19 protein-coding genes are annotated in these 21,260 nt (G+C 61.2%); 12 read left to right on the top strand and 7 right to left on the bottom strand.

All coding sequences use genetic code 11. The annotated features are described in order from the left end of the window. Positions 1 to 2 precede the first annotated feature (2 nt). The 4 genes from CFE47_RS09015 to dacB all read left to right on the top strand — a co-directional run bounded on the left by CFE47_RS09015 (position 3) and on the right by dacB (position 6,005). Positions 3 to 938 carry a glutathione S-transferase family protein gene (locus CFE47_RS09015; RefSeq protein ID WP_286836337.1) on the top strand — a complete coding sequence of 312 codons (936 nt, stop codon included), beginning with the start codon at positions 3 to 5 and terminating at the stop codon, positions 936 to 938. A gap of 109 nt (positions 939 to 1,047) precedes the next feature. Further along, a complete protein-coding gene (locus CFE47_RS09020; RefSeq protein WP_286836338.1) occupies positions 1,048 to 3,468 on the top strand; it encodes a TonB-dependent siderophore receptor in 2,421 nt (806 codons plus the stop codon). Beyond that, positions 3,468 to 4,499, top strand: a complete 1,032-nt coding sequence (locus CFE47_RS09025) for a YncE family protein (protein WP_286836339.1) — start codon at positions 3,468 to 3,470, stop codon at positions 4,497 to 4,499. The genes CFE47_RS09020 and CFE47_RS09025 overlap by 1 nt, the downstream gene beginning before the upstream one ends. Before the next feature lie 54 nt (positions 4,500 to 4,553). Then, complete coding sequence (gene dacB / locus CFE47_RS09030; protein ID WP_286836340.1) at positions 4,554 to 6,005, top strand: D-alanyl-D-alanine carboxypeptidase/D-alanyl-D-alanine endopeptidase; 1,452 nt, start codon at positions 4,554 to 4,556, stop codon at positions 6,003 to 6,005. A 1-nt stretch (position 6,006) separates the two neighbouring features. Here the strand turns inward: dacB and CFE47_RS09035 are convergent, their stop codons facing one another. Beyond that, positions 6,007 to 6,786, bottom strand: coding sequence for an IclR family transcriptional regulator (locus tag CFE47_RS09035; protein WP_286836341.1), 780 nt, complete (start codon positions 6,784 to 6,786; stop codon positions 6,007 to 6,009). A gap of 120 nt (positions 6,787 to 6,906) precedes the next feature. On the opposite strand from CFE47_RS09035, the gene hmgA reads away from it, so the two are divergent. The 4 genes from hmgA to CFE47_RS09055 are packed head-to-tail and all read left to right on the top strand — an operon-like array spanning position 6,907 to position 11,549. Continuing rightward, positions 6,907 to 8,190: a homogentisate 1,2-dioxygenase gene (gene hmgA / locus CFE47_RS09040; protein WP_286836342.1), complete on the top strand. Its 1,284-nt coding sequence runs from the start codon at positions 6,907 to 6,909 to the stop codon at positions 8,188 to 8,190. A gap of 3 nt (positions 8,191 to 8,193) precedes the next feature. Beyond that, entirely contained in the window at positions 8,194 to 9,480 is a 1,287-nt protein-coding gene (gene fahA / locus CFE47_RS09045) for a fumarylacetoacetase (RefSeq protein WP_286836343.1), read from the top strand. 15 nt (positions 9,481 to 9,495) lie between these two features. Beyond that, positions 9,496 to 10,131 carry a maleylacetoacetate isomerase gene (maiA, locus tag CFE47_RS09050; RefSeq protein ID WP_286836344.1) on the top strand — a complete coding sequence of 212 codons (636 nt, stop codon included), beginning with the start codon at positions 9,496 to 9,498 and terminating at the stop codon, positions 10,129 to 10,131. Positions 10,132 to 10,187: 56 nt separating this feature from the next. Then, positions 10,188 to 11,549: an MFS transporter gene (locus CFE47_RS09055; protein ID WP_286836345.1), complete on the top strand. Its 1,362-nt coding sequence runs from the start codon at positions 10,188 to 10,190 to the stop codon at positions 11,547 to 11,549. Between the two features lie 12 nt (positions 11,550 to 11,561). Here the strand turns inward: CFE47_RS09055 and CFE47_RS09060 are convergent, their stop codons facing one another. Continuing rightward, on the bottom strand, positions 11,562 to 12,365 hold the full coding sequence (locus CFE47_RS09060; RefSeq protein ID WP_286836346.1) for a SirB1 family protein: 804 nt from the start codon (positions 12,363 to 12,365) through the stop codon (positions 11,562 to 11,564). A 187-nt stretch (positions 12,366 to 12,552) separates the two neighbouring features. On the opposite strand from CFE47_RS09060, the gene CFE47_RS09065 reads away from it, so the two are divergent. Continuing rightward, entirely contained in the window at positions 12,553 to 13,572 is a 1,020-nt protein-coding gene (locus CFE47_RS09065; RefSeq protein ID WP_185707763.1) for a Glu/Leu/Phe/Val dehydrogenase family protein, read from the top strand. A gap of 55 nt (positions 13,573 to 13,627) precedes the next feature. Here CFE47_RS09065 and CFE47_RS09070 read toward each other — a convergent pair whose 3' ends face one another. Continuing rightward, positions 13,628 to 13,888 (bottom strand): YebG family protein, encoded by a 261-nt coding sequence (locus CFE47_RS09070; protein ID WP_012722374.1) that lies wholly within the window; start codon positions 13,886 to 13,888, stop codon positions 13,628 to 13,630. A gap of 248 nt (positions 13,889 to 14,136) precedes the next feature. On the opposite strand from CFE47_RS09070, the gene CFE47_RS09075 reads away from it, so the two are divergent. Further along, complete coding sequence (locus CFE47_RS09075) at positions 14,137 to 14,625, top strand: phosphate-starvation-inducible protein PsiE (RefSeq protein ID WP_176994956.1); 489 nt, start codon at positions 14,137 to 14,139, stop codon at positions 14,623 to 14,625. Here CFE47_RS09075 and CFE47_RS09080 read toward each other — a convergent pair. The 3 genes from CFE47_RS09080 to CFE47_RS09090 form a co-directional block, all read right to left on the bottom strand. Then, positions 14,622 to 14,936: a DUF3509 domain-containing protein gene (locus tag CFE47_RS09080; protein WP_286836347.1), complete on the bottom strand. Its 315-nt coding sequence runs from the start codon at positions 14,934 to 14,936 to the stop codon at positions 14,622 to 14,624. The two genes, CFE47_RS09075 and CFE47_RS09080, sit on opposite strands and share 4 nt — an antisense overlap. A 300-nt stretch (positions 14,937 to 15,236) precedes the next feature. Next, complete coding sequence (locus tag CFE47_RS09085; RefSeq protein WP_286836348.1) at positions 15,237 to 16,523, bottom strand: serine/threonine transporter; 1,287 nt, start codon at positions 16,521 to 16,523, stop codon at positions 15,237 to 15,239. Positions 16,524 to 16,583: 60 nt separating this feature from the next. Then, positions 16,584 to 17,960, bottom strand: a complete 1,377-nt coding sequence (locus tag CFE47_RS09090; protein WP_286836349.1) for an L-serine ammonia-lyase — start codon at positions 17,958 to 17,960, stop codon at positions 16,584 to 16,586. A gap of 137 nt (positions 17,961 to 18,097) precedes the next feature. On the opposite strand from CFE47_RS09090, the gene CFE47_RS09095 reads away from it, so the two are divergent. Both CFE47_RS09095 and CFE47_RS09100 read left to right on the top strand, forming a co-directional pair. After that, positions 18,098 to 19,045 carry a LysR substrate-binding domain-containing protein gene (locus CFE47_RS09095; protein WP_185707755.1) on the top strand — a complete coding sequence of 316 codons (948 nt, stop codon included), beginning with the start codon at positions 18,098 to 18,100 and terminating at the stop codon, positions 19,043 to 19,045. A gap of 212 nt (positions 19,046 to 19,257) precedes the next feature. Next, a complete protein-coding gene (locus CFE47_RS09100; protein ID WP_286836350.1) occupies positions 19,258 to 19,668 on the top strand; it encodes an HPF/RaiA family ribosome-associated protein in 411 nt (136 codons plus the stop codon). Positions 19,669 to 19,722: 54 nt separating this feature from the next. On the opposite strand, the gene CFE47_RS09105 is transcribed toward CFE47_RS09100, so the two are convergent. Then, complete coding sequence (locus CFE47_RS09105) at positions 19,723 to 21,237, bottom strand: MFS transporter (RefSeq protein WP_286836351.1); 1,515 nt, start codon at positions 21,235 to 21,237, stop codon at positions 19,723 to 19,725. Positions 21,238 to 21,260: the final 23 nt, after the last annotated feature.

Raw genomic sequence — 21,260 nt, forward strand, 5'->3', positions numbered from 1 at the left:
GCATGTCTGAGTTAATCCTCCACCATTACCCGCAGTCCCCTTTTGCTGAAAAAGCCCGCCTGTTGCTGGGCTTCAAAGGCTTGTCCTGGCGCTCGGTGCATATCGCACCGGTGATGCCCAAGCCAGACCTGATGCCCCTGACTGGCGGCTATCGCAAGACCCCAGTGCTGCAAGTCGGCGCCGACATCTACTGCGACACAGCGTTGATCGCCCGCCGCCTGGAGCAGGAAAAATCCGCCCCCGCGCTGTTTCCCCAAGGCTTGGAACTGGTCACCCAGGGCTTCGCCGCCTGGGCGGATTCTGTGGTGTTTTCCCATGCCGTGGCGCTGGTATTCCAGCCCGAATCCCTGGCGGTCAAGTTCGCCAAAGTGCCAGCGGAAATGATCCAGGTGCTGGTGGCAGACCGCAGCAAATTGTTCAGCGGCGGCACGGCGGCACGCGTGCAACTGGACCAGGCCCTGCACCAATGGCCGGCCATCGTCAGCCGCATCGATCAACAATTGCGGCACCAGGCGGGGGACTTCCTGTTCGGTGAGCCTTCGATTGCCGACTTTTCCCTAGCCCATCCTTTATGGTTCCTCAAAGGCTCGTCGGTGACCGCACCGTTGGTGGATGCTTATCCTGCTGTGGCTGCCTGGTTGGATCGCGTGCTGGGTTTTGGTCATGGCACCTTCACCCAGATGAGCGCCGAGCAAGCGTTGGACGTCGCGCGCAACGCGAGCCCCGCGGTGTTGCCCGATGAAGTCTTTGAAGACTTGAATGGCTTCAAAGTGGGACAGCACGTGACCATTTCGGCCACGGACTATGGCACCGACCCCGTCGCTGGCGAACTGCTGTTTGCCGGGCGCGAAGAGCTGATCCTGCGCCGTACCGACGAACGCGCTGGCACCGTGCACGTGCACTTCCCACGCATGGGGTTCCGTATCCAGGCGCAATAAATAAAAAATTTTGCAAAGAAAGGTGAGGTAAACCTGCGGCCCATCCGTGTAGTGCTTGAAACTGCGATCTATTCGCATTAACAGCGTTTTCTACACGGGTTCTCACAGCATGAAGTCGACGGCGGGCGGTTTGGTTAAACAGTGGCTGGGAGCCTCGGTATTGGCGGTGTCGGGGTTGGCATTGCTGCCCCTAAGCGTGGCTCAGGCACAGGAGCAGCAAAGCGCCCAGTTCAACTTTGCCCTGGCAGCCAAACCGCTGCCCCAGGCGTTGAGCGATTTCAGCCGGGTCACCGGGATCAGCGTGATCTACACCGATGAAGCGCCCTATGGCCTCAGCGCCCCGGCCGTCAGCGGCCAGATGAGCGCGACCCAGGCCTTGCAACGCTTGCTCGGCAACTCCGGCTTCACCTTCCGCCAGATCGATGCCCGCACCCTGGCGCTGGAGCCGGTGCCCACCGAAGGCGCCGTCAACCTCGGCGCCACCACCATCAGCGGCGCCAGCCAACAAGCCCAGGACACCACCAGCTACCAGCCGCCGCCCACCAGTTCGGTGATGCGCTCCAAGGCACTGCTGCTGGAAACCCCGCAAACCGTCAACGTCGTTCCTGCCCAAGTGCTGCGCGACCAGACCCCACGCAACCTGGATGACGCCCTCGGCAATATCAGCGGCATCACCCAGGCCAACACCCTCGCCAGCACCCAGGACGCGGTGATGCTGCGCGGTTTTGGCGACAACCGTAACGGCTCGATCATGCGCGACGGCATGCCGGTGGTGCAGGGCCGTGCGCTGAACGCCACGGCGGAACGCGTCGAAGTGCTCAAGGGCCCGTCGTCGTTGCTGTACGGCATTCAGGACCCGGGCGGCGTGGTCAATATCGTCAGCAAAAAGCCTGAACTGGTGCAATCCACCGCCCTGACCGTGCGCGGCTCGACCTTTGGCGACGGCAAGAACGGCAGCGGCGGCAGCCTCGACACCACCGGCCCGATTGGCGACAGCGGCTTGGCTTACCGGCTGATTGTCGACCATGAAGATGAAGACTACTGGCGCAACTTTGGCACCCACCGCGAAACGCTGGTGGCGCCGTCCCTGGCCTGGTACGGCGACAGCACCAAGTTGCTGCTGGCCTACGAACATCGTGAGTTTCTCTCGCCGTTCGACCGTGGCACCGCTATCGACAAGTCCAACCACCCGCTGGATATTCCGTCCACTCGGCGTCTGGATGAGCCCTTCAACAATATGGAAGGCCGCTCCGACCTGTACCGCTTCGAAGCCGACCACGACCTGAACGACGATTGGAAAGCCCATTTCGGCTACAGCTGGAACCGCGAAACCTACGACGCCAGCCAAGTGCGCGTGAGCGCGGTGAATACCAACGGCACCCTGACCCGCAGGATGGACGGCACCAAAGGCGCGATCACCACCGACCGCTTCACCACGGCCAGTCTGGAAGGCAAGGTCAACGTGTTCGGCTTACAGAACGACCTGGTGTTCGGCGTGGATGACGAATACCGCAAGATCTACCGCGCCGAACTTATCCGTCAGAATTCGCGCAGCACGTTCAACTACAACAACCCGGTCTACGGCAACGAAGTCGCGGGTACCACCGTCAGCGCCGCTGACAGCGCCCAGACTGACCTGCTGCGCAGCGACTCGCTGTTCTTCCAGGATGCGATTCACCTCACCGACCAGTGGATTTTCGTCGCTGGTGCGCGCTACCAAATGTATGACCAGTACGCCGGCAAGGGCGTGCCATTCAAAGCCAACACCAACGGAAACGGCCAAGCCTGGGTGCCGCGTGCGGGCTTGGTGTATCGCTACACCGATGAACTGTCGTTCTATGGCAGCTACACGGAGTCATTCAAACCCAACTCCACCATTGCTGCACTGGCGGATGGCAGCACCTTGACCGGCGACCTGACGCCCGAGAAATCCAAGTCTTGGGAACTGGGGGCCAAGCTCGACATTCCTGGGCGTATCACCGCCAGTGCTGCGTTGTTCAACATCGACAAGCGCAACGTGTTGGTGTCGTCGGAAGTGGCTGGCAGCACCATCTACAGCTTGGCTGGCCAGGTGCGTTCCCGCGGCCTGGAACTGGACGCCACTGGCCAGTTGACCGACCAGTGGAGCGTGATTGGCAGCTACGCCTACACCGATGCCTTGGACACCAAGGACAAGGACCCGACGCTTGAAGGCAACCGCCTGCAAAACGTCGCCAAGCACACCGGCTCGTTGTCGGTGGCCTACGACTTCGGCAGCATTTTCGGCGGCGACCAACTACGTGTGGGCACGGGTGCCCGCTACGTCGGCGAGCGCGCAGGCGATGCCGCCAACGATTTCAACTTGCCTGGCTACACCGTGGCCGATGCATTTGCCACCTATGACACCAAGATCGACGGGCAGAAGGTCAAGTTCCAGCTCAACGTGAAGAACATGTTCGACCGCACCTACTACACCTCGGCGGCCAGCCGCCTGTTTGTGTCGATTGGTGATGCTCGGCAATTCTCGGTATCCAGCACCCTGGAGTTCTGATGAAAAAGCTCGGTGCATTATTGGCCCTGTTGATCAGCGCTTCGGCGCTGGCCGATGGGGCGTCGTACCACCGCGAACATCGGATGACGCTGCCCGGCTCCGGTCACAGTTGGGGCTTTGTCGGCCTCGACCCGACTCGGCCCTACCTGTTCGTGGCCCGTCGCGAAAACGGCCTGACAGTGTTTGATGTGCAGCACCAGCACGCGGTCAAGACCGTGGCCCAGTCCGAGGGCGCCAACGGCGTGGTGTTTGTGCCTGGATTGGACCGGGTGTTCGTGCTCAATACCGACGGCAGCCTGGGCGTGGTGCAGTTATCCACACTCAAGCCGCTCAAACGTATCGCGGTGGCGCAAAGCAACCTCAACAGCGCTGTGTACGAGCCGTCGACCGGCAAGGTCATTATTGTCAGCGGGCGGCGCGCGGATCGTTCGACGTTGTTTGAGTTCGATCCCCAGCAGGAGCGCATCACCGGTGCCCATGAGTTGGCGGTGAAGAAAATCGACCCGTTGTTGCTCAAGGGCGATGGCAGTTTCTTCCTGCCGATGCGCGATGAAGGCAAGGTGGCGCGCTATGCCGCCAGCAACTTTGGCGTGCTCGATACCTGGCAATTCGCCGACTGCCCCAAGCCCAGCGCGCTGGCCCAGGATGTCGAGCGCCAGCGCTTGTTTGTCGCGTGCCGGGGCGACGATCCGGTGTTGATCGTGGCGGATCGCGAGACGGGTGAAGTGAAGGCCAAGTTGCCAATTGGGCGTGACGTCAACGCCGTGGCCTACGACGCGCGGCATCGTCGCTTGCTGATTCCCAGCGGCGTGGATGCCAACCTGATGGTGATCGACCAGCAAGATGCCGATCACTACGCCTTGGCCGCCACCGTCAGTACCTTGCCGATGGCCTACAACATGGCGTTCGACGCCCAGCGCCAACGGGTTTACCTGCCAGCGATGGACTATGTGTTGCCCGCCGCCGAGCCTAAGGCCGATCCACAATTTCAGGCCGATACGTTCTCCATCACCACCCTGGCACTTGATTGAGCGCAGTGAATTAACCAAGCTGCGCACTCTTTCAGATTCAGGAATGCCAGGGTTATGCGGTTGGGACGATGGATACACGCCGGTGCGATGGCGCTGGGTTTTGGGCTGTTGCTCAGTGGTTGCGCCTCACCGTCGAAGACAGCCACCGGGCAAAGCCTCGACCAGTTGCTGGCCGACCCGGCGCTGCATGGCGCAACGGTGTCGCTGATGGTGCGGGATGCCCGCAATGGCAACACGCTGTATCAGCACAACCCGCGCACGCGGTTGGTTCCCGCCTCCAATCTCAAACTGCTGACCACGGCAGCGGCGATGGATGTGCTGGGGCCGCACTACCAGTTTGCGACGCAACTGCTAACCAACGGCACGCAGCAAGGCGAGCGCCTGGTGGGCAACCTGTACCTGCGCGGCCTGGGCGACCCGACGCTGCAGTTCGCCGATTACCAGGCCTTGGCCGCACAACTGGCCAGCAAAGGCATTCGCCAGGTGCAGGGCGACCTGGTGTTCGACGACACTTGGTTCGACGCCGAGCGGTTGGGTGTCGACTGGTCCCACGATGACGAAAGCACCTACTACGGCGCGCAAATTTCAGCGCTGACCGTGTCACCCAATGCGGATTTTGATGCCGGCACTGTGCTGGTCACTGCCAAGGCGCCAGTGCGAGTCGGTCAGCCGGTCGGCGTCGAGATCTTCCCGCCCACCGATTACCTGCAACTGAGCAATCGCGCGGTCAGTGGGCCGGGCAACACCTATGGGATCAACCGCCGCCACGGCACCAACCTGTTGCAGCTCAGCGGTGCGGTCGCGCCGGGCAAGCAGAGCAAGCAATTGGTCAGTGTGTGGGAGCCGACGCAATTGGTGGCGAACTTGTTTGAGCAAGCGCTGGCGCAGCAGGGCATCACGGTGTTGGGGCGTCGGGTGATCGGTGGTGCAAGCCCGGCGGCGGCGAATGTGTTGGCTGAACACCGGTCGGCACCGTTGCAGGAGCTGATCACGCCGCTGCTCAAACTGTCGAACAACAACATGTCCGAAGCTCTGCTGAAGGCCATGGGCCGCCAGAGCGCCAACAGCGGCACGGCGGCGGCAGGCGTGGTGGCGGTGGCCGGGTTTCTCAAACGTCAGGGCTTGGATACGACAGCGCTGAACCAGGTCGATGGGTCCGGCTTGTCGCGGCTTAACCTGGTGTCGTCGCAAACCCTGACCGACCTACTGTTGGCCGCCAACAAACAGCCGTGGTTCAACGCCTGGTACAACGCGTTGCCGATTGCGGGTAACAGCGACCGCATGACCGGTGGCAGTTTGCGCTACCGCTTGCGCGGCACCCCGGCGCAAAACAACCTGCACGCCAAGACCGGCTCCATGGGCGGCGTGTCATCGTTGAGCGGCTACGTCACCGACGCCCATGGGCAGCGGTTGGTGTTTGCAATGATCACCAACAATTACGTGGTCAGCGGCGCCCAGGTAAAGGCGCTGGAAAACCGCGTGGCAGTGGCTTTGGCCAACTGGTGATTCAGGGCTGATAGCCCATGCGCCAACTCACGGCCCGGGTCGCTGCCAGCAAGTGCTGCGCCGCCGGGCCGTCTTCATCGGCGTGGAACAACGAGGTGGGGCCGACCACGGTCATGACCGCCGCCACTTGCCCGACGGCGTTGAACACCGGCGCCGACAGTGCATCCACCCCCGGCATCAACAAACCATGCACAAAGTGCAGGCCACGGCTGCGGATCTGTTCGCAAGCAGTGGCGTAGGCCTGATCGTCGGCCAGGGTGTGGGCGATGCCGGCCTGGATCTCGCGCTGCCGCAAATCCACGGTTTCCCGCGACGGCAAGTAGGCGCTGAACACCAGCCCGGTGGACGAACTGAGCAGCGGCAGCACTGAGCCCAGTTGTGTCACCACCGTCACCGCGCGCACGGCGGGTTCGATATGCACCACGGTCGCGCCCTGGTTGCCCCATACCGCCAGAAAGCAGGTTTCATTCAATTCATCACGCAGCTCCGCCAGGGGCAGGGCGCCGACTTTCAGCACGTCCATGCTGCCCAGCGCGGCCAGGCCCACGCGCAAGGCTTCACGGCCGAGGCCGTAATGGTTGGTGGCGGTGTTCTGTTCGGCAAAACCCGAGGCGATCAATGCCTGCAAATAGCGGTGCACCTTGCTCGCGGGCATTTGCACGTGCTCGGCCAGGCGCGACAGCGAAGTGGCCGGCGACAGTTCGGCCAGGGCCTTGAGGATATCGGTGCCCACTTCGGCCGAGCGGACTTTCTGTTTACCGGTGTCGCGGGGCTTTTCCATGGAAGGGCGAGTATCCGAGAGATGAATGGGCGTCTTTATAGCTTGACGGTCGATAGTGATCAAATTACGTTATGCGTAACTGGATTACGATAAAAACAACTTCCGTACAGAGGATGCTCCATGAACCTCGAATACCAATCGGGCTTTGGCAATGAATTCGCCAGCGAAGCCCTGCCCGGCGCATTGCCGGTTGGCCAAAACTCCCCGCAAAAAGCGCCCTATGGGCTGTACACCGAACTGTTCTCCGGCACGGCCTTTACCATGGTGCGCAGCGAAGCCCGACGTACCTGGCTGTACCGCATTCAGCCTTCGGCCAATCACCCGGCGTTCGCCAAACTGGAGCGTCAATTGGCCGGTGGGCCGCTGGGTGCGGTGACGCCGAATCGCTTGCGTTGGAACCCGTTGGATATTCCCGCTGAGCCGACGGACTTTATCGATGGCCTTGTGGGCATGGTTGCCAACTCCGGGTCGGAAAAACCCTCAGGCATCAGCATTTATAACTACCGCGCCAACCGTTCGATGGAGCGGGTGTTCTTCAACGCCGATGGCGAACTGTTGATCGTTCCCGAGCAAGGTCGCCTGCGCATCGCCACCGAGTTGGGTGTGCTGGACGTGGAGCCGCTGGAAATCGTCGTACTGCCACGTGGCTTGAAATTTCGCATTGAACTGCTGGACGCGCTGGCCCGTGGCTATGTCGCAGAAAACCACGGCGCGCCGCTGCGCCTGCCAGACCTGGGGCCTATCGGCAGCAACGGCCTGGCCAACCCGCGGGATTTCCTCACGCCGGTGGCGCACTACGAAGACTTGAAACAGCCTACAACCCTGGTGCAGAAATTCCTCGGCGAACTGTGGGCCTGCGAGCTCGACCATTCGCCGCTCAACGTGGTCGCCTGGCACGGCAACAACGTGCCGTACAAATACGACCTGCGTCGTTTCAATACCATCGGCACCGTGAGTTTCGATCACCCAGACCCGTCGATCTTCACCGTTTTGACCTCGCCCACCAGCGTGCACGGCTTGGCCAACCTCGACTTCGTGATCTTCCCGCCGCGCTGGATGGTGGCCGAGAACACCTTCCGTCCGCCGTGGTTCCACCGCAACCTGATGAACGAATACATGGGCCTGATCCAGGGCGCCTACGACGCAAAGGCCGAAGGCTTCCTGCCCGGCGGCGCGTCGCTGCACAGCTGCATGAGCGCCCACGGCCCGGACGGCGAGACCTGCACCAAGGCGATCAACGTCGAGCTGGCGCCACACAAGATCGATAACACCATGGCCTTCATGTTCGAGACCAGCCAAGTGCTGCGCCCGACCCAGTTCGCTTTGGACTGCCCGCAACTGCAACCTTCTTACGACGCGTGCTGGGCCTCGCTGCCTGCCACCTTCAACCCGAACCGGAGATAACCCATGACTCAGCCAACACACACCCGCAGCTGGGTGACCTCCGCCAACGGTCACACGGATTTCCCTCTGCAAAACCTGCCTTTGGGCGTGTTCAGCCTCAACGGGTCGGCACCCCGCAGTGGCGTGGCGATCGGCGATTCAATCCTCGACCTGCACGCTGCAATCGACGCGTTCGAGGGGGAAGCCCGGCGTGCCGTGGAGGCCACTGCTGGCGGCCAACTGAACGCGTTTTTCGAGTTGGGCCGTGGCCCGCGCGTGGCCTTGCGCGAGCGCCTGCTGGAACTGCTGGCCGAGGGCAGCCCGCTGCACACCCGTGAAGCTCAGGTGCTGCATCGCGCCGCCGATTGCCAGATGCACGTCCCCGCGCGGATCAATGACTACACCGACTTCTACGTCGGCATCGAGCACGCGCAGAACGTTGGCAAGTTGTTCCGTCCCGACAACCCGCTGCTCCCCAACTACAAGTACGTGCCGATTGGTTATCACGGCCGTGCATCCACCATCCGCGCTTCTGGTGCCGATGTGCGCCGCCCTAAAGGCCAGACGCTGCCCGCTGGCCAGACCGAACCGACCTTCGGCCCCTGCGCCCGCCTGGACTATGAGCTGGAACTGGGCATCTGGATTGGCCAGGGCAATGCCATGGGCGACTCGATCGCGATTGGCGACGCCGCCGAACACATCGCCGGTTTCTGCCTGCTCAACGACTGGTCGGCGCGGGACATCCAGGCCTGGGAATACCAGCCGCTGGGGCCGTTCCTGTCGAAAAGCTTCATCACCACCATCTCGCCGTGGGTCGTCACCGCAGAAGCCCTGGAACCGTTCCGTAAAGCCCAGCCGGCGCGCCCCGAAGGCGACCCACAACCGCTGCCGTATTTGCTGGATAAACGCGATCAGGCCGCTGGCGCCCTGGACATCGAACTGGAGGTGCTGCTGACCACCGCCGCCATGCGCGAGCAGAATATGCCAGCCCATCGCCTGGCGCTGAGCAACAGCCTGCACATGTACTGGACCGTCGCGCAGTTGGTGGCGCACCACAGCGTCAACGGTTGCCAGTTGCAGGCGGGCGACCTGTTTGGTTCGGGCACCTTGTCCGGGCCAGAAGTGGGGCAGTTCGGCAGCCTGTTGGAAATGACCGAAGGCGGCAAAAAGGTGATCGAGTTGCCGTCCGGCGAGGTGCGCAAGTTCCTCGAAGACGGTGACGAAATCATCCTGCGTGCTCGTTGCAACCGTGAAGGCTATGCGTCCATCGGCTTCGGCGAATGCCGTGGCACCGTGGTTGCAGCGCGCTGAGAGAGGGCTTGGGTGATGGAACTCTATACCTACTACCGTTCCACTTCGTCATACCGGGTACGGATCGCCCTGGCGCTCAAGGGCCTGGATTTTATGGCGGTGCCGGTCAACCTGCTGGTGCCACCGGGCGGAGCCAATCGCCAACCCGACTACCTGGCGATCAACCCGCAAGGCCGTGTGCCGGCCTTGCGTACCGATGACGGTGAACTGTTGATCCAGTCACCGGCGATCATCGAGTACCTGGACGAACGTTATCCACAGGCACCGCTGCTGTCCGAAGATCTGGCCACCCGCGCGCATGAGCGTGCGGTCGCGTCGATCATCGGTTGTGACATTCACCCGCTGCATAACTCCAGCACCCAGAACCTGCTGCGCCAGTGGGGGCATGACGAGGCGCAGTTGCTGGAATGGATTGGGCACTGGATAAGCCAGGGGCTTGGGGCGGTGGAGCAGTTGATTGGTGATGCAGGCTTCTGCTTTGGCGAGCAGCCGGGCATGGCGGATGCGTTCCTGATTCCGCAGTTGTATGCGGCAGAGCGCTTCAAGGTGCCGTTGGCGGCGTACCCGCGCATTGGTCGGGTGGCCGCATTGGCAGCGCAGCATCCAGCGTTCATCCAGGCCCATCCCGCCAATCAACCTGACACCCCTTAGCGCCCACAATGGATGTGCATTACACCTCCCAATAAAAACAAGACAGGTACCTTGCGATGCACAATCAGATTGCCAGCTTTCGCGCGGCACTCGACGCCCGTCCGGTGTCGCGCTACCAATGGTTGATCCTCCTGTTGCTGGCGCTCCTGCTGGTAACCGATGGCTACGACGCTCAGGTACTGGGTTATGTAGTACCGGCGCTGGCCCAGGATTGGGGCCTGGAAAAATCTGCATTCGGCCCGGTGTTCAGCGCCAACCTGCTGGGCCTGACGTTGGGCTCGCTGCTGGTGACACCGCTGGCTGACCGGTTTGGCGTGCGCCGTATCCTGCTGGGCTGCGTGCTGATCTACGCCAGCCTCACCGTGCTGATGGTGTTTGCCAACTCGCTGACCACGTTGATGGCGGCGCGGTTTATCTGCGGTATCGGCATGGGCGGCGCGATGCCCAGCGCGATGGCGTTGATGTCGGAGTACTCGCCGCCGCGTCTGCGCACCTTCATGGTGACCCTTGCAGCGTGCGGCTTCTCGTTTGGCGGGGCGGCAGGCGGGTTTGTGGCGGCAGGGTTTATCGAAGGCTACGGCTGGCAAGCGGTATTCCTGGCCGGTGGTGTAACGCCGTTGCTGCTGTTCCCCTTCTTGGTGTGGTTGCTGCCTGAGTCGTTGCCGCGCTTGCTGCGGGATGCGCCGCCGTATGTGCGCTTGCACAAAGTCACGTCGCGCATGCTGCCTGACTGGCAGGCACCCCTGGCGACTGATGCAGAAAACCGCCAGGAACAGGGCAGCAAACTGACGGTGGTGGAGCTGTTTCGCAACGGCTATGCACGCCCGACACTGCTGCTCTGGGCGACGTTTTTTGTCAGTTTGATCCTGCTGTATTTCATGATCAGCTGGTTGCCGTCGCTGCTGCTGGAAAGCGGCCTGGCGCTGAAACAGGCCAACCTGGTGACCTCGATGTTCCTGTTTGCCGGCACCTTGGGCGCCATCGGCATGGCCTGGTTTGCCGACCGTTTGAAAAGCAAGGTGCGGCTGCTGTCCTGCGTGCTGGCGGCCGCAGCCGTATGCACCATCCTGCTCGGCCTGAACCACGATAACCCGCGCTATCTGGTGGCCTGCGTATTTGCCGCCGGGTTCTGCATCATCGGTGGGCAGCTGACGCTCAACGCCTTTGCCAGCAACTTCTACCCCGCGCACGTGCGCGCCACCGGTACCGGATGGGCACTGGGCGTGGGGCGGTTTGGTTCGATTCTAGGGCCGTTGTTCGGCAGCCTGCTGTTGGCGATGCAGATTCCGGTGCAGCAGATATTTTTCTTCTGCGCAGTGCCGGCGGTGATAGCGGCGTTGTTGATTATTCAGGTGCGTGCGCCTGGGATTGATGCCCCCAAGCGTTCGCTGCCTGGCGACATTCTCAAAGCCCCATAGCTCACTACAGTCCTAGTGCACCACCGAGTTGGGTGGCAAGTGCCCGAGCCGCTCGGTCAGGCGCAGGCGCTGGATCGGGTCTTCGCTGAGCAGCAGCGCGTGCTCCAGGTCGAAGCGCTCGGCATTCGGGCAATCCAGGCGTTGATACAGGCTGGCCCGCGCCAGGTAATCGGCGGCGCTGGCATTGCCTAACTCCAGCACACGTTCGGCGTCGACCAGGGCGTCCAGCGGCGCGTCGTTGGAAAGGTGCAACTGGCGCAGGTTGCGCGACAGCCGTTGCAGGATCGAGCGCGGGTCGGCGGTGTGCAGGTGATCGGACTGCAACTTAAGGTTGGGCCCATATTGGCGATGCAGCAGTTCGCGGCAATCGTTGGGGTACAGGCGCCGGCCGCCACACGGGTCCAGCAGGTGGTCAGCGCCGGGCACCCGCAGCAGGAAGTGCCCTGGGAAATTCACACCGACCATCGGGATATGCAGACGACGCGCCAGTTCAAGGGCAATCAAGCCCATCGCCAGCGGCTGCCCGCGTTTGCGTTGCAACACCTTGTCCAGCAAGGCGGCGGCGGGGCGTAGGGGGGTGAAGTCGTCCTGGGCGAACCCCAGGTCATTCAGGCGGCGCAGTAATGGTTGCCCGAGCTCGTCCGGCGGCAGCATGGGCATGCCCACACCCACCTGCTGTTGCAGTAACGCCAGCTCCTGCAAGATCACCAACGGTTGCACCGCCGCGTCATGCTCGGCTGCAATCCACAGCGCCGCTTCAAACAGCGCAGGGGGGGAACGTTCAAGGCAGGCGAAAAAGGCTTTGCGGGGATTCATTGCATTCTCCGGCGGATGCCCCCGTTTTAGCCTTGCTGGGAATTTTCGTCCAGTGGCTTGAGAAATATCCCGCGCACTTATGTCTCAGGGCCTGCAAAACCGGTCGGCTTATTCCAGCGTGGTCCGGCAGTTTTCTACCGCAAGCCTATACTTGGGCCACCACCAGAAGTGATTCGGGAGCCTGACGATGTTTGCTCTCATGCACAGCACCCGCCTTGAATCGCTGCACCTGAGCGTCGACCCGGTCACCGGGCTTAAAGCGGTCATTGCCATCCATAACAGCCGCCTGGGCCCCGCCCTTGGCGGCTGTCGCTACCTCTCCTATCCGGACGACCAAAGCGCCGTGGCGGATGCCGCGCGCCTGGCCCAGGGTATGAGCTACAAAGCTGCCCTGGCCGGCCTGCCGGTGGGCGGCGGTACGGCAGTGATCATCCGTCCCGTGCATGTGGAAAGCCGTGCGGCGCTGTTTGAAGCCTTTGGTCGCTGCATCGAAAAGCTCGATGGCCGTTTCATCATTGCCATCGACAGCGGCACTTCGGTCGCCGACATGGATTGCATCGCCCAACAGACACGCTTTGTCACCAGTACCACGGCTGCCGGCGATCCTTCGTCCCATACCGCCATGGGCGTGTTCGCGGGTATTCGCACCACCGCGATGGCCCGCCTGGGCAGCGACAACCTCGAAGGCCTGCGCGTGGCGGTCCAGGGCTTGGGCAACGTGGGTTACGCCCTGGCCGAACAACTGCACGCCGCCGGTGCCGAGTTGTTGGTGAGTGACATCGACCACGGCAAGGTGCAATTGGCCATGGAGCAACTGGGCGCACACCCCATCGCCAACGATGCCTTGCTCAGCACGCCTTGCGACATCCTCGCGCCGTGTGGCCTGGGTGCGGTGTTCAACCGCCAAAGCGTCGGCCAACTGCGCTGCGCCGCCGTGGCCGGTTCAGCCAGCGCGCAACTGACCAACCTGGACATTGCCGATCAGTTGGAAGGGCGCGGCATTCTCTATGCGCCCGACTATGTGATCAATTCCGGTGGCCTGATCTACGTCGCGCTCAAGCACAACGGCGCGCAATTGCCGGATATCACCGCGCACCTGGCCAATATCGGCACACGCCTCACGGAAATCTTCGCTCACGCTCAAGCTGAGAAGCGCTCCCCTGCACGGGTGGCGGACGAACTGGCTGAGCGCCTGCTGTACAAATAACCCACGCATTAAAAAGGCCCTGAATCATTGATTCAGGGCCTGTTCAATTCGGGCTTTATTCCGCCGGAGCGTTCAGCAATTCGGACAGCGCGTCCGGTTGGCTCTTGAACGCCTTGGCAAAGACATCACGGTTCTTCGCCATGTAGATCCCGGCTTCTTCGACCTGCTGCTCGCTCAGGGACGGCACGGCTTTTTGCAACACTTCTGCCAGCAACTCAGCGAGTTCAAGCATTTTGTCATGACGGTCAGCTTCGGCTTTATCCATGAACAAACGCTCCAGATCTCGGCTGCTGCGGTATACCACTTCGACGGCCATTCACCACCTCACATGCCTTCACGATAGTTGTCTTTTGCGACTACTGTATTTATATACAGCGAAAAGGGTAAGCCAAACCGTGGGGTTTGGGTAGCAGTTTTTTAATGTAGCCCGTAAATACAGGTTTGCAGTGCCTCATGTCACCCCGCCATCATCTTATACCGGTCGCTGGCCTTTTTTCTGCATGCAGAACAACGGTCACGTCTAACCCGCATTATCCGGTCGAGCCGACCTAAGGAAGCATCATCGTGAAAATCAACTGGGCCGAAAAGCTGCGCCAGAACGTCCATGAACTGGCCGAGTCCCTGGGCAACCTGTTTGTCGAGTCGTTCCACTACCTGGCGCTGTTCGCCATTGGTGCGGTGACCGCATGGGCGGCGGTGATGGAATTTTTGGGGATGCTGGAGAACGGGCACATCAAGATCGATGACATCTTGCTGTTGTTCATCTACCTGGAATTGGGCGCGATGGTCGGGATTTATTTCAAGACCAACCACATGCCCGTGCGCTTCCTGATCTACGTGGCGATCACCGCGCTGACGCGCCTGCTGATCTCCAACGTGTCCCACCACAACCCGCCTGATATCGGCATCATCTACCTGTGCGGTGGGATTCTGCTGTTGGCGTTCTCGATCCTGGTGGTGCGCTACGCCTCGTCTGCGTTTCCGTCGGTGAAGGTCGAAGGCCCGCGCCGCAAAGGCGAGGCGAGCCTGGAAACCGAGAAGGGTGAGCTTTAAAGCCCGACGCTGAAGGGCAGGGAACTGGTGGGCGGTCGTTGCAACAGTTTGTGATCGCCATCGGTCATCACCGCCAGGATCTCCATGGCGCTATGGCCCTGCTCGATGGCAATGCCGAATTGAATGCTTTGTACCAGGCGTTTAAGCCGTTGCGGGTCGTTGCGTTGCTCGGCGCTTATCATGCGCTTGGCCACCACACCCGACTCATTGGAAAGAGTGAGCATGATGCTGCCATCCAGCCGTTGGATGCTCAGGTTGACACGGTAGTTTGGCGTGAAAGTGTCGGTGATGATCTGAAAAGGATTGTCCATGGTGCGTTACCGCCTGATAAGAACATGCAGTCATTGACGACCGGCATCGGGAATAGTTCGCGTCTCCTGACCACCGGCCACTTCGTCGCTGAGGTTTTCGCAAGGTCCGTTTTCCTCAATGGCTGTACAGCAAAGGGCGTGCCGTGCGGTGCTCCTTGGGGTTGCAACATTCCAATGTGGGAGGGGGCTTGCCCCCGATAGCGGTGTGTCAGCCAATGAATGCTTGGCTGAAAGATTGCTATCGGGGGCAAGCCCCCTCCCACATTCGACTTGTGTTGTTCTTGAGACCGATGACCTGTTTCAGGGCAGTACCGAAAAAACGATCGCTGACAGCGCAATCAGCCCGATCACCACCACAAACACATTCGACACCTGGCCCGAGTACTGGCGCAGCGATGGCACTCGGCGGATCGCGTACATCGGCATCAAAAACAGCAGGCACGCGATGATCGGCCCGCCCATGGTTTCGATCATGCCCAGGATGCTTGGGTTAAACGTGGCGACGGCCCAGCAGGTGAGCACCATGAACAGCGCAGTGCTGCGTTCCAGCCATTTGGCCGACATGGAACGGTTACGGCCACGCAGGGATTTGACGATCAAGCCCTGGAAGCCTTCGCTGGCGCCGATGTAATGACCGAGGAAGGATTTGGTAATGGCCACCAGTGCGATCAACGGCGCGGCGTAGGCGATCACCGGGGTCTGGAAGTGATTGGCCAGGTACGACAGGATCGAAATGTTCTGGGCCTTGGCCGCTGCCAGGTCTGCCGGCGACAGTGCCAGTACACAGCTGAAGCAGAAGAACATCACCGTCAACACCATCATGCTGTGGGCGGTGGCGAGAATGCCGCTGCTCTTACGCTCGGCCTGCGCGCCGTACACGCGTTTCTGGTCGACGGCAAACGCGGAGATGATCGGCGAGTGGTTGAAGGAAAACACCATCACCGGGATCGCCAGCCACAGGGTCTTGAAGAACAGTGGCAGGGGCATGCCATCACCGGCGGAGGCGAAGAACGCGCCGTTCCAGTTAGGAATGAGGCTGAACGCCAGCAACAGCAGGGCGGCGACGAACGGGTATACCAGCACGCTCATGGCCTTGACGATCACGCCCTGGCCGCAACGCACAATGGCCATCAGGCCGAGGATGAGCACCAGCGACAGGATCGCCCGGGGCGGCGGTGCAATATGCAGTTGGTGTTCCATAAAACTGCTGAGGGTGTTGGTCAGCGCCACGCTGTACACCAGCAGGATCGGGAAGATCGCAAAGAAGTACAGCAGGGTGATCAGCTTGCCCGCACCGACGCCGAAATGTTCTTCGACCACTTCAGTGATGTCGCCGGATTTGCCCGACAGCACAAAGCGCGTCAGCCCACGGTGAGCAAAGAAGGTCATTGGGAAGGCCAGCAGCGCCAGCACGATCAACGGCCAGAAGCCGCCGACGCCGGCGTTGATCGGCAGGAACAGGGTGCCGGCACCGATGGCGGTGCCGTAGAGGCCGAGCATCCAGGTGGTGTCGTGTTTGGTCCAGCCAGTTGTAACGGTGCTCTCTACAGCAGGATTTTCGGCAGCAGGTGTACGTACATCGGTCATCGTTATTGCCTCGTTATTATTTTTGCGCGGGCTCACGTTGGGACGGTCAGGGAATGCTCCTCAGCATTCCACCCAGCTCACGGCCAGGCCGCCCCGTGAAGTTTCTTTGTATTTGTCATGCATGTCGGCGCCGGTATCGCGCATGGTGCGGATCACTCGGTCGAGGGAAATGAAGTGTTTGCCATCACCGCGCAGGGCCATTTGCGTGGCGTTGATCGCTTTGACGGCGGCGATGGCGTTGCGCTCGATGCACGGCACTTGCACTAGGCCGCCAACGGGGTCGCAGGTGAGGCCGAGGTTGTGTTCCAGGCCGATTTCGGCGGCGTTTTCCAGTTGCTCGGGAGTGGCACCGAGTATGTCGGCCAGCCCGGCGGCGGCCATGGCGCAGGCCGAGCCGACCTCACCCTGGCAGCCCACTTCGGCGCCAGAGATCGAGGCGTTTTTCTTACAGAGGATGCCGACGGCGGCGGCGGCCAGGAAGAAATTGACCACGTCGTCGTCGGACGCGTCACTGTTGAACTTCATGTAGTAATGCAGCACCGCCGGGATGATCCCCGCTGCGCCATTGGTCGGCGCGGTGACCATGCGCCCGCCGGCGGCGTTCTCTTCGTTGACGGCGAGGGCGAACAGGTTCACCCATTCCATGGCCGACAAGGTCGACGTGATCACGTTTGGTTTGCCGATTTCCAACAGGCTGCGGTGCAATTTCGCCGCACGACGTGGCACATCCAGCCCGCCGGGCAAGATGCCTTCATCGCGCAGGCCTTGCTCCACGCACTCGCGCATCACCGACCAGATATGTAAAAGGCCGCTGCGGATGTCTTCGTCACTGCGCCAGGCGCGTTCGTTGGCCATCATCAGCTCGGAAACCCGCAAACCGTGCTTGTTGCACAAAGCCAGCAGTTCGACGGCGCTGGAGAAGTCGTAGGGCAATTCCACATCGCTGGTCGGCGCAATGCCCGATTCAGCCTCAGCCGCTTCGATAATGAAACCGCCGCCCACCGAGTAATAGGTTTGCTCGCTCAGCAGGCCGCTGTCGCCGTAGGCGTGCAGGGACATGGCGTTGGGGTGGTAGGGCAGGCTTTCGTCCAGCAGCAGGAGGTCGGTGTGCCAGTTGAAGGCAATGTCTTCGACACCGGCGAGCAACAGCCGGCCGGATTCGCGCAGGTGCTGGATACGGGTGTTGATCGTGGTGGGATCGACCTTGTCCGGCCACTCGCCCATCAAGCCCATCACGCAGGCGCGGTCGGTGGCGTGGCCAACGCCGGTGGCCGACAGCGAGCCGTACAGGCGCACTTCAACGCGGCGGGTGGCGCTCAGCAAATGTTGATCGATCAGGGCTTGGGCAAAGGTTGCTGCCGCCCGCATGGGGCCCACGGTGTGGGAGCTGGATGGGCCGATGCCCACTTTGAATAGATCGAAAACACTGATAGCCATGCTAAAGCCTTACAAGCAATGGAGTAGGAATCGCTGCCATGTTTTGTAGGACGAGCGCAATTGGTGCGATACTGAGCCTCTGGATCGGCACTGACCAACGAATTATCCTAAGACACCCTTTAGCAGGACTAAACGCTATGACCCGCCCCCTTCATGGCCAGACCTACGTCTGGCTGCACGTTTTTTCCTGCGCCGCGCGGCACTTGTCGTTCACCCGCTGCGCCGAAGAGCTGCACATCACGCCGGGGGCGGTGAGCCAACAAATCCGCCAGTTGGAGGAGCGCCTGGGCTTTCGCTTGTTTCATCGACGTGCACGCGGTGTGGAGCTCAGTGCCGAGGGGCAGCGTTTGGCGGCGACGGTGGGGGAGGCCTACGGCAGTATCGATGCTGAATTGCAGCGGCTGGATGCGGGGATGATCAGCGGCACCCTGCGGTTGCGCTCGATTCCGTCGTTTCTCGGCAAGTGGCTGACCCCGCGCCTGCCACGTTTGCAGCAGCGCTTCCCGGACATTCAACTGCGCCTGGTCGCTGAAGACAGCAGCATCGCCCTGCACGAAGGTGACTTCGACCTGGCCATCGACTTGAACGACGGCAGCTACCCGGGCTTGTTATCCACAGCCCTGTTGGATGAGCAGATCTTCCCGGTGTGCGCGCCGAGCCTGCTGCGCGGACGCCCGCCGTTGCATGGCCCGGCCGACCTGGTGCACTTCCCGCTGTTGCACGACATTACCGCTTGGCGTGGGAGTTATGAGTACGCGGAGTGGGAGTTTTACCTGAATGCTATTGGCTATCACGAAGCCGACGTGCGCCGTGGTCATACCTTCAACCGCAACCACCTGACCATCGAAGCCGCCATTGCCGGTATGGGCGTGGCCATCGCACGGCGTACCTTGCTTAACGATGAGCTGGAGCGCGGCACCTTGATCGTGCCATTCGGCCTTGCCGTGCCTAATCACAAACGCTATGTGCTGCTGTATGCGCCGGGCGCGCTGAGCCATCCGGGCGTGCGGGCAGTGCATGATTGGTTGGTGGAGGAAGCAGAGATTTTTCGCGGTTTGCACCCGTTGGGAGAGGGGCAATTGTGAGGTTCGCTGGGCGTAAGAAGATGTAACTAACTCCCCACCCTAACAGCGTTTTTGCTTGTAGTCAGGGTTAATTTGTAATGTGGGATTTATCTTTGCAAAGGGGTTGAAATGTTTCTCTGACTGCTCAATTGTGTAATCAAGAGGTCATGGTTTCACCGCATCGGTGTTGCAGTTGTGACCTCTCGCGAGCTAGCTGAAATAAGGGAAGAACTATGCAAATCCAAGTCAATAGCGATAACCATATTGAAAGCAGCATCCGACTGGAGGAGTGGGTACGTACTACCATTGAGAGCACGCTCGAACGTTACGAAGAAGACCTGACCCGAGTGGAGGTCTACCTGCGGGATGAGAACGGCGACAAGCCCGGTCCCCACGATTTAAGTTGCCGTCTGGAAGCCCGGCCAAAAGGCCATCAACCGCTTTCGGTGTTGCATAAAGCCGATACCCTGGAGCAGGCGATCGACGGTGCGGCCACCAAGCTGGACCATGCGTTGGAACATCTGTTTGGCAAACTGCAAGGCAAGCCACGCGCTGCCGCGAAAAACCTGCCGGCCAACAAAGTGAATGACGACGCGCTTGAAGAGGAATTCCTGGAAAACGAAAACGCTGCACTGAATAGCTGACAGTTTTTTCAACTCCCACTAGAAACGGGCCTGCATTTGCAGGCCCGTTTGCGTTTACCGGTTGCGCCGGAAGAAATGCCCGCTCAGCAGCGCCAGCCCGCAAGCCCCTAGACCTGCAAACAGCATGGCCCATCCAGCACCGTGACGCAGCGCGCCCTGGGCATCGGTGAAGGTCAGCCCTATCGAAGACGACAATTTGCCCGCCGCAATGTTTTGGCTGATTGCTGGCCAATCCATTGCTGTGCTTGCGGGCAACACAGCGGCCAGTTGATGGCTGATGCCCAGCAGCAACACTAACCCCATCAACGCGATGTTGAGCGCCAGAGTGATCAATCGTGCACTTAAGTCGATGCCCGAAGCCATGCCCGCACGATCCGCCGAGACGGAACCGGTGGTGGTATTGGTGGTGGGTGAGTTGGTCAGGGCCAGGCCGACGCCGGCAATCGCGCAACTGATCAGCACCAGTACGATACTCGGCTGGGCGGCGCTGTTGACGGCTGCCATGCTTAAGAATCCCGCGCCCATCATGCCCAGACCCAAAGGAATGATGCGCTCGGCGCCGTAGCGCAAGGCCAGGCGCTCGGCCAGCGGTGGTACCAGCAAGGTCGGCAGGGTATAGGCGAGCAGGGCGCCGCCGGTGGTCAGCGTGTCGTAGCCCAACCCCGCCTGGAAATACAGCGGCAGGTAGATCATGAACGGCCAGAAGCTGAAGTTCATGCCGATGGAACCCATCAACGCGCCGTTGAAGCGTTGGATGCGAAACACCGAGAAGTCGAACATCGGATGGGCGCTGCGTCGTTCGATGAAGATGAACAGCAGCAGACCTACCCCTGACAAAACCGCCCAGCCGAGCATGGCCGGTGTGCCAAAGCCGTACTCGCTGCCTTGGGTGATGAAGTACACCAGGGCGAACACCGCCAGCGTCAAGGTGAGCATGCCGGCGATGTCGAGGCGATGGCCGGCTGGGTCGCGGGACTCCTGCACGCTGATGTGCAGCAAGCCCAGGGTGAGCAAGGTCAGCGGTACGTGTACGAGAAATACCCAGCGCCAGTCCGCCACCGCCAGGATCAATGCCCCGACCATCGGGCCGAACCCCAAGCCTATGCCCGCAATCACACCCCACACCGCAAACGCCCGTGCCCGCGCTGCCGGCTCGCGGAACTGATGCGACAGAATCGCAAACTGACAGATCATCATCGCGCCGGCGCCGATGCCTTGTACGAAACGTGCCGCGATCAGCGTCGAAGCGTCATTGGCCAGCCCGCACGCCAGTGAAGCCAGGCCAAACAGCCACAGGCACAACACCAGCATGCGCCGACGGCCAAAACGATCCGCCAAGGTGCCCGCCGCCATCAATACGCTGGTGCAGGCCAGCGTGTAGGTATTCATGATCCATTGGGCGTCCTGGAAACCGGTGCCCAATTGCTCTTCGAGGGTGGGCAGGATGACAGGCACACTGGAGATTTCCAGGCCGAACATCAGCGCCACCAGGCACACGGCGGTGAGGGCGAGGCCGTTCCTGGCGGTGCTTGGCGTAGTGCTGGCCGATAACGTGGTGGCGGGTGGCATGGGACTCTCCTGAAAAGATGACA

This window comes from Pseudomonas sp. PGPPP1, from assembly GCF_002255865.1.
GTDB lineage: Bacteria > Pseudomonadota > Gammaproteobacteria > Pseudomonadales > Pseudomonadaceae > Aquipseudomonas > Aquipseudomonas cremoris.

Bases quoted from the DNA above. Each gene is read 5' to 3' on its own strand.
- CFE47_RS09015 (WP_286836337.1), top strand. From the start codon at position 3: ATGTCTGAGTTAATCCTCCACCATTACCCGCAGTCCCCTTTTGCTGAA.
- CFE47_RS09020 (WP_286836338.1), top strand. From the start codon at position 1,048: ATGAAGTCGACGGCGGGCGGTTTGGTTAAACAGTGGCTGGGAGCCTCG.
- CFE47_RS09025 (WP_286836339.1), top strand. From the start codon at position 3,468: ATGAAAAAGCTCGGTGCATTATTGGCCCTGTTGATCAGCGCTTCGGCG.
- dacB (WP_286836340.1), top strand. From the start codon at position 4,554: ATGCGGTTGGGACGATGGATACACGCCGGTGCGATGGCGCTGGGTTTT.
- CFE47_RS09035 (WP_286836341.1), bottom strand. From the start codon at position 6,786: ATGGAAAAGCCCCGCGACACCGGTAAACAGAAAGTCCGCTCGGCCGAA.
- hmgA (WP_286836342.1), top strand. From the start codon at position 6,907: ATGAACCTCGAATACCAATCGGGCTTTGGCAATGAATTCGCCAGCGAA.
- fahA (WP_286836343.1), top strand. From the start codon at position 8,194: ATGACTCAGCCAACACACACCCGCAGCTGGGTGACCTCCGCCAACGGT.
- maiA (WP_286836344.1), top strand. From the start codon at position 9,496: ATGGAACTCTATACCTACTACCGTTCCACTTCGTCATACCGGGTACGG.
- CFE47_RS09055 (WP_286836345.1), top strand. From the start codon at position 10,188: ATGCACAATCAGATTGCCAGCTTTCGCGCGGCACTCGACGCCCGTCCG.
- CFE47_RS09060 (WP_286836346.1), bottom strand. From the start codon at position 12,365: ATGAATCCCCGCAAAGCCTTTTTCGCCTGCCTTGAACGTTCCCCCCCT.
- CFE47_RS09065 (WP_185707763.1), top strand. From the start codon at position 12,553: ATGTTTGCTCTCATGCACAGCACCCGCCTTGAATCGCTGCACCTGAGC.
- CFE47_RS09070 (WP_012722374.1), bottom strand. From the start codon at position 13,888: ATGGCCGTCGAAGTGGTATACCGCAGCAGCCGAGATCTGGAGCGTTTG.
- CFE47_RS09080 (WP_286836347.1), bottom strand. From the start codon at position 14,936: ATGGACAATCCTTTTCAGATCATCACCGACACTTTCACGCCAAACTAC.
- CFE47_RS09085 (WP_286836348.1), bottom strand. From the start codon at position 16,523: ATGACCGATGTACGTACACCTGCTGCCGAAAATCCTGCTGTAGAGAGC.
- CFE47_RS09090 (WP_286836349.1), bottom strand. From the start codon at position 17,960: ATGGCTATCAGTGTTTTCGATCTATTCAAAGTGGGCATCGGCCCATCC.
- CFE47_RS09095 (WP_185707755.1), top strand. From the start codon at position 18,098: ATGACCCGCCCCCTTCATGGCCAGACCTACGTCTGGCTGCACGTTTTT.
- CFE47_RS09100 (WP_286836350.1), top strand. From the start codon at position 19,258: ATGCAAATCCAAGTCAATAGCGATAACCATATTGAAAGCAGCATCCGA.
- CFE47_RS09105 (WP_286836351.1), bottom strand. From the start codon at position 21,237: ATGCCACCCGCCACCACGTTATCGGCCAGCACTACGCCAAGCACCGCC.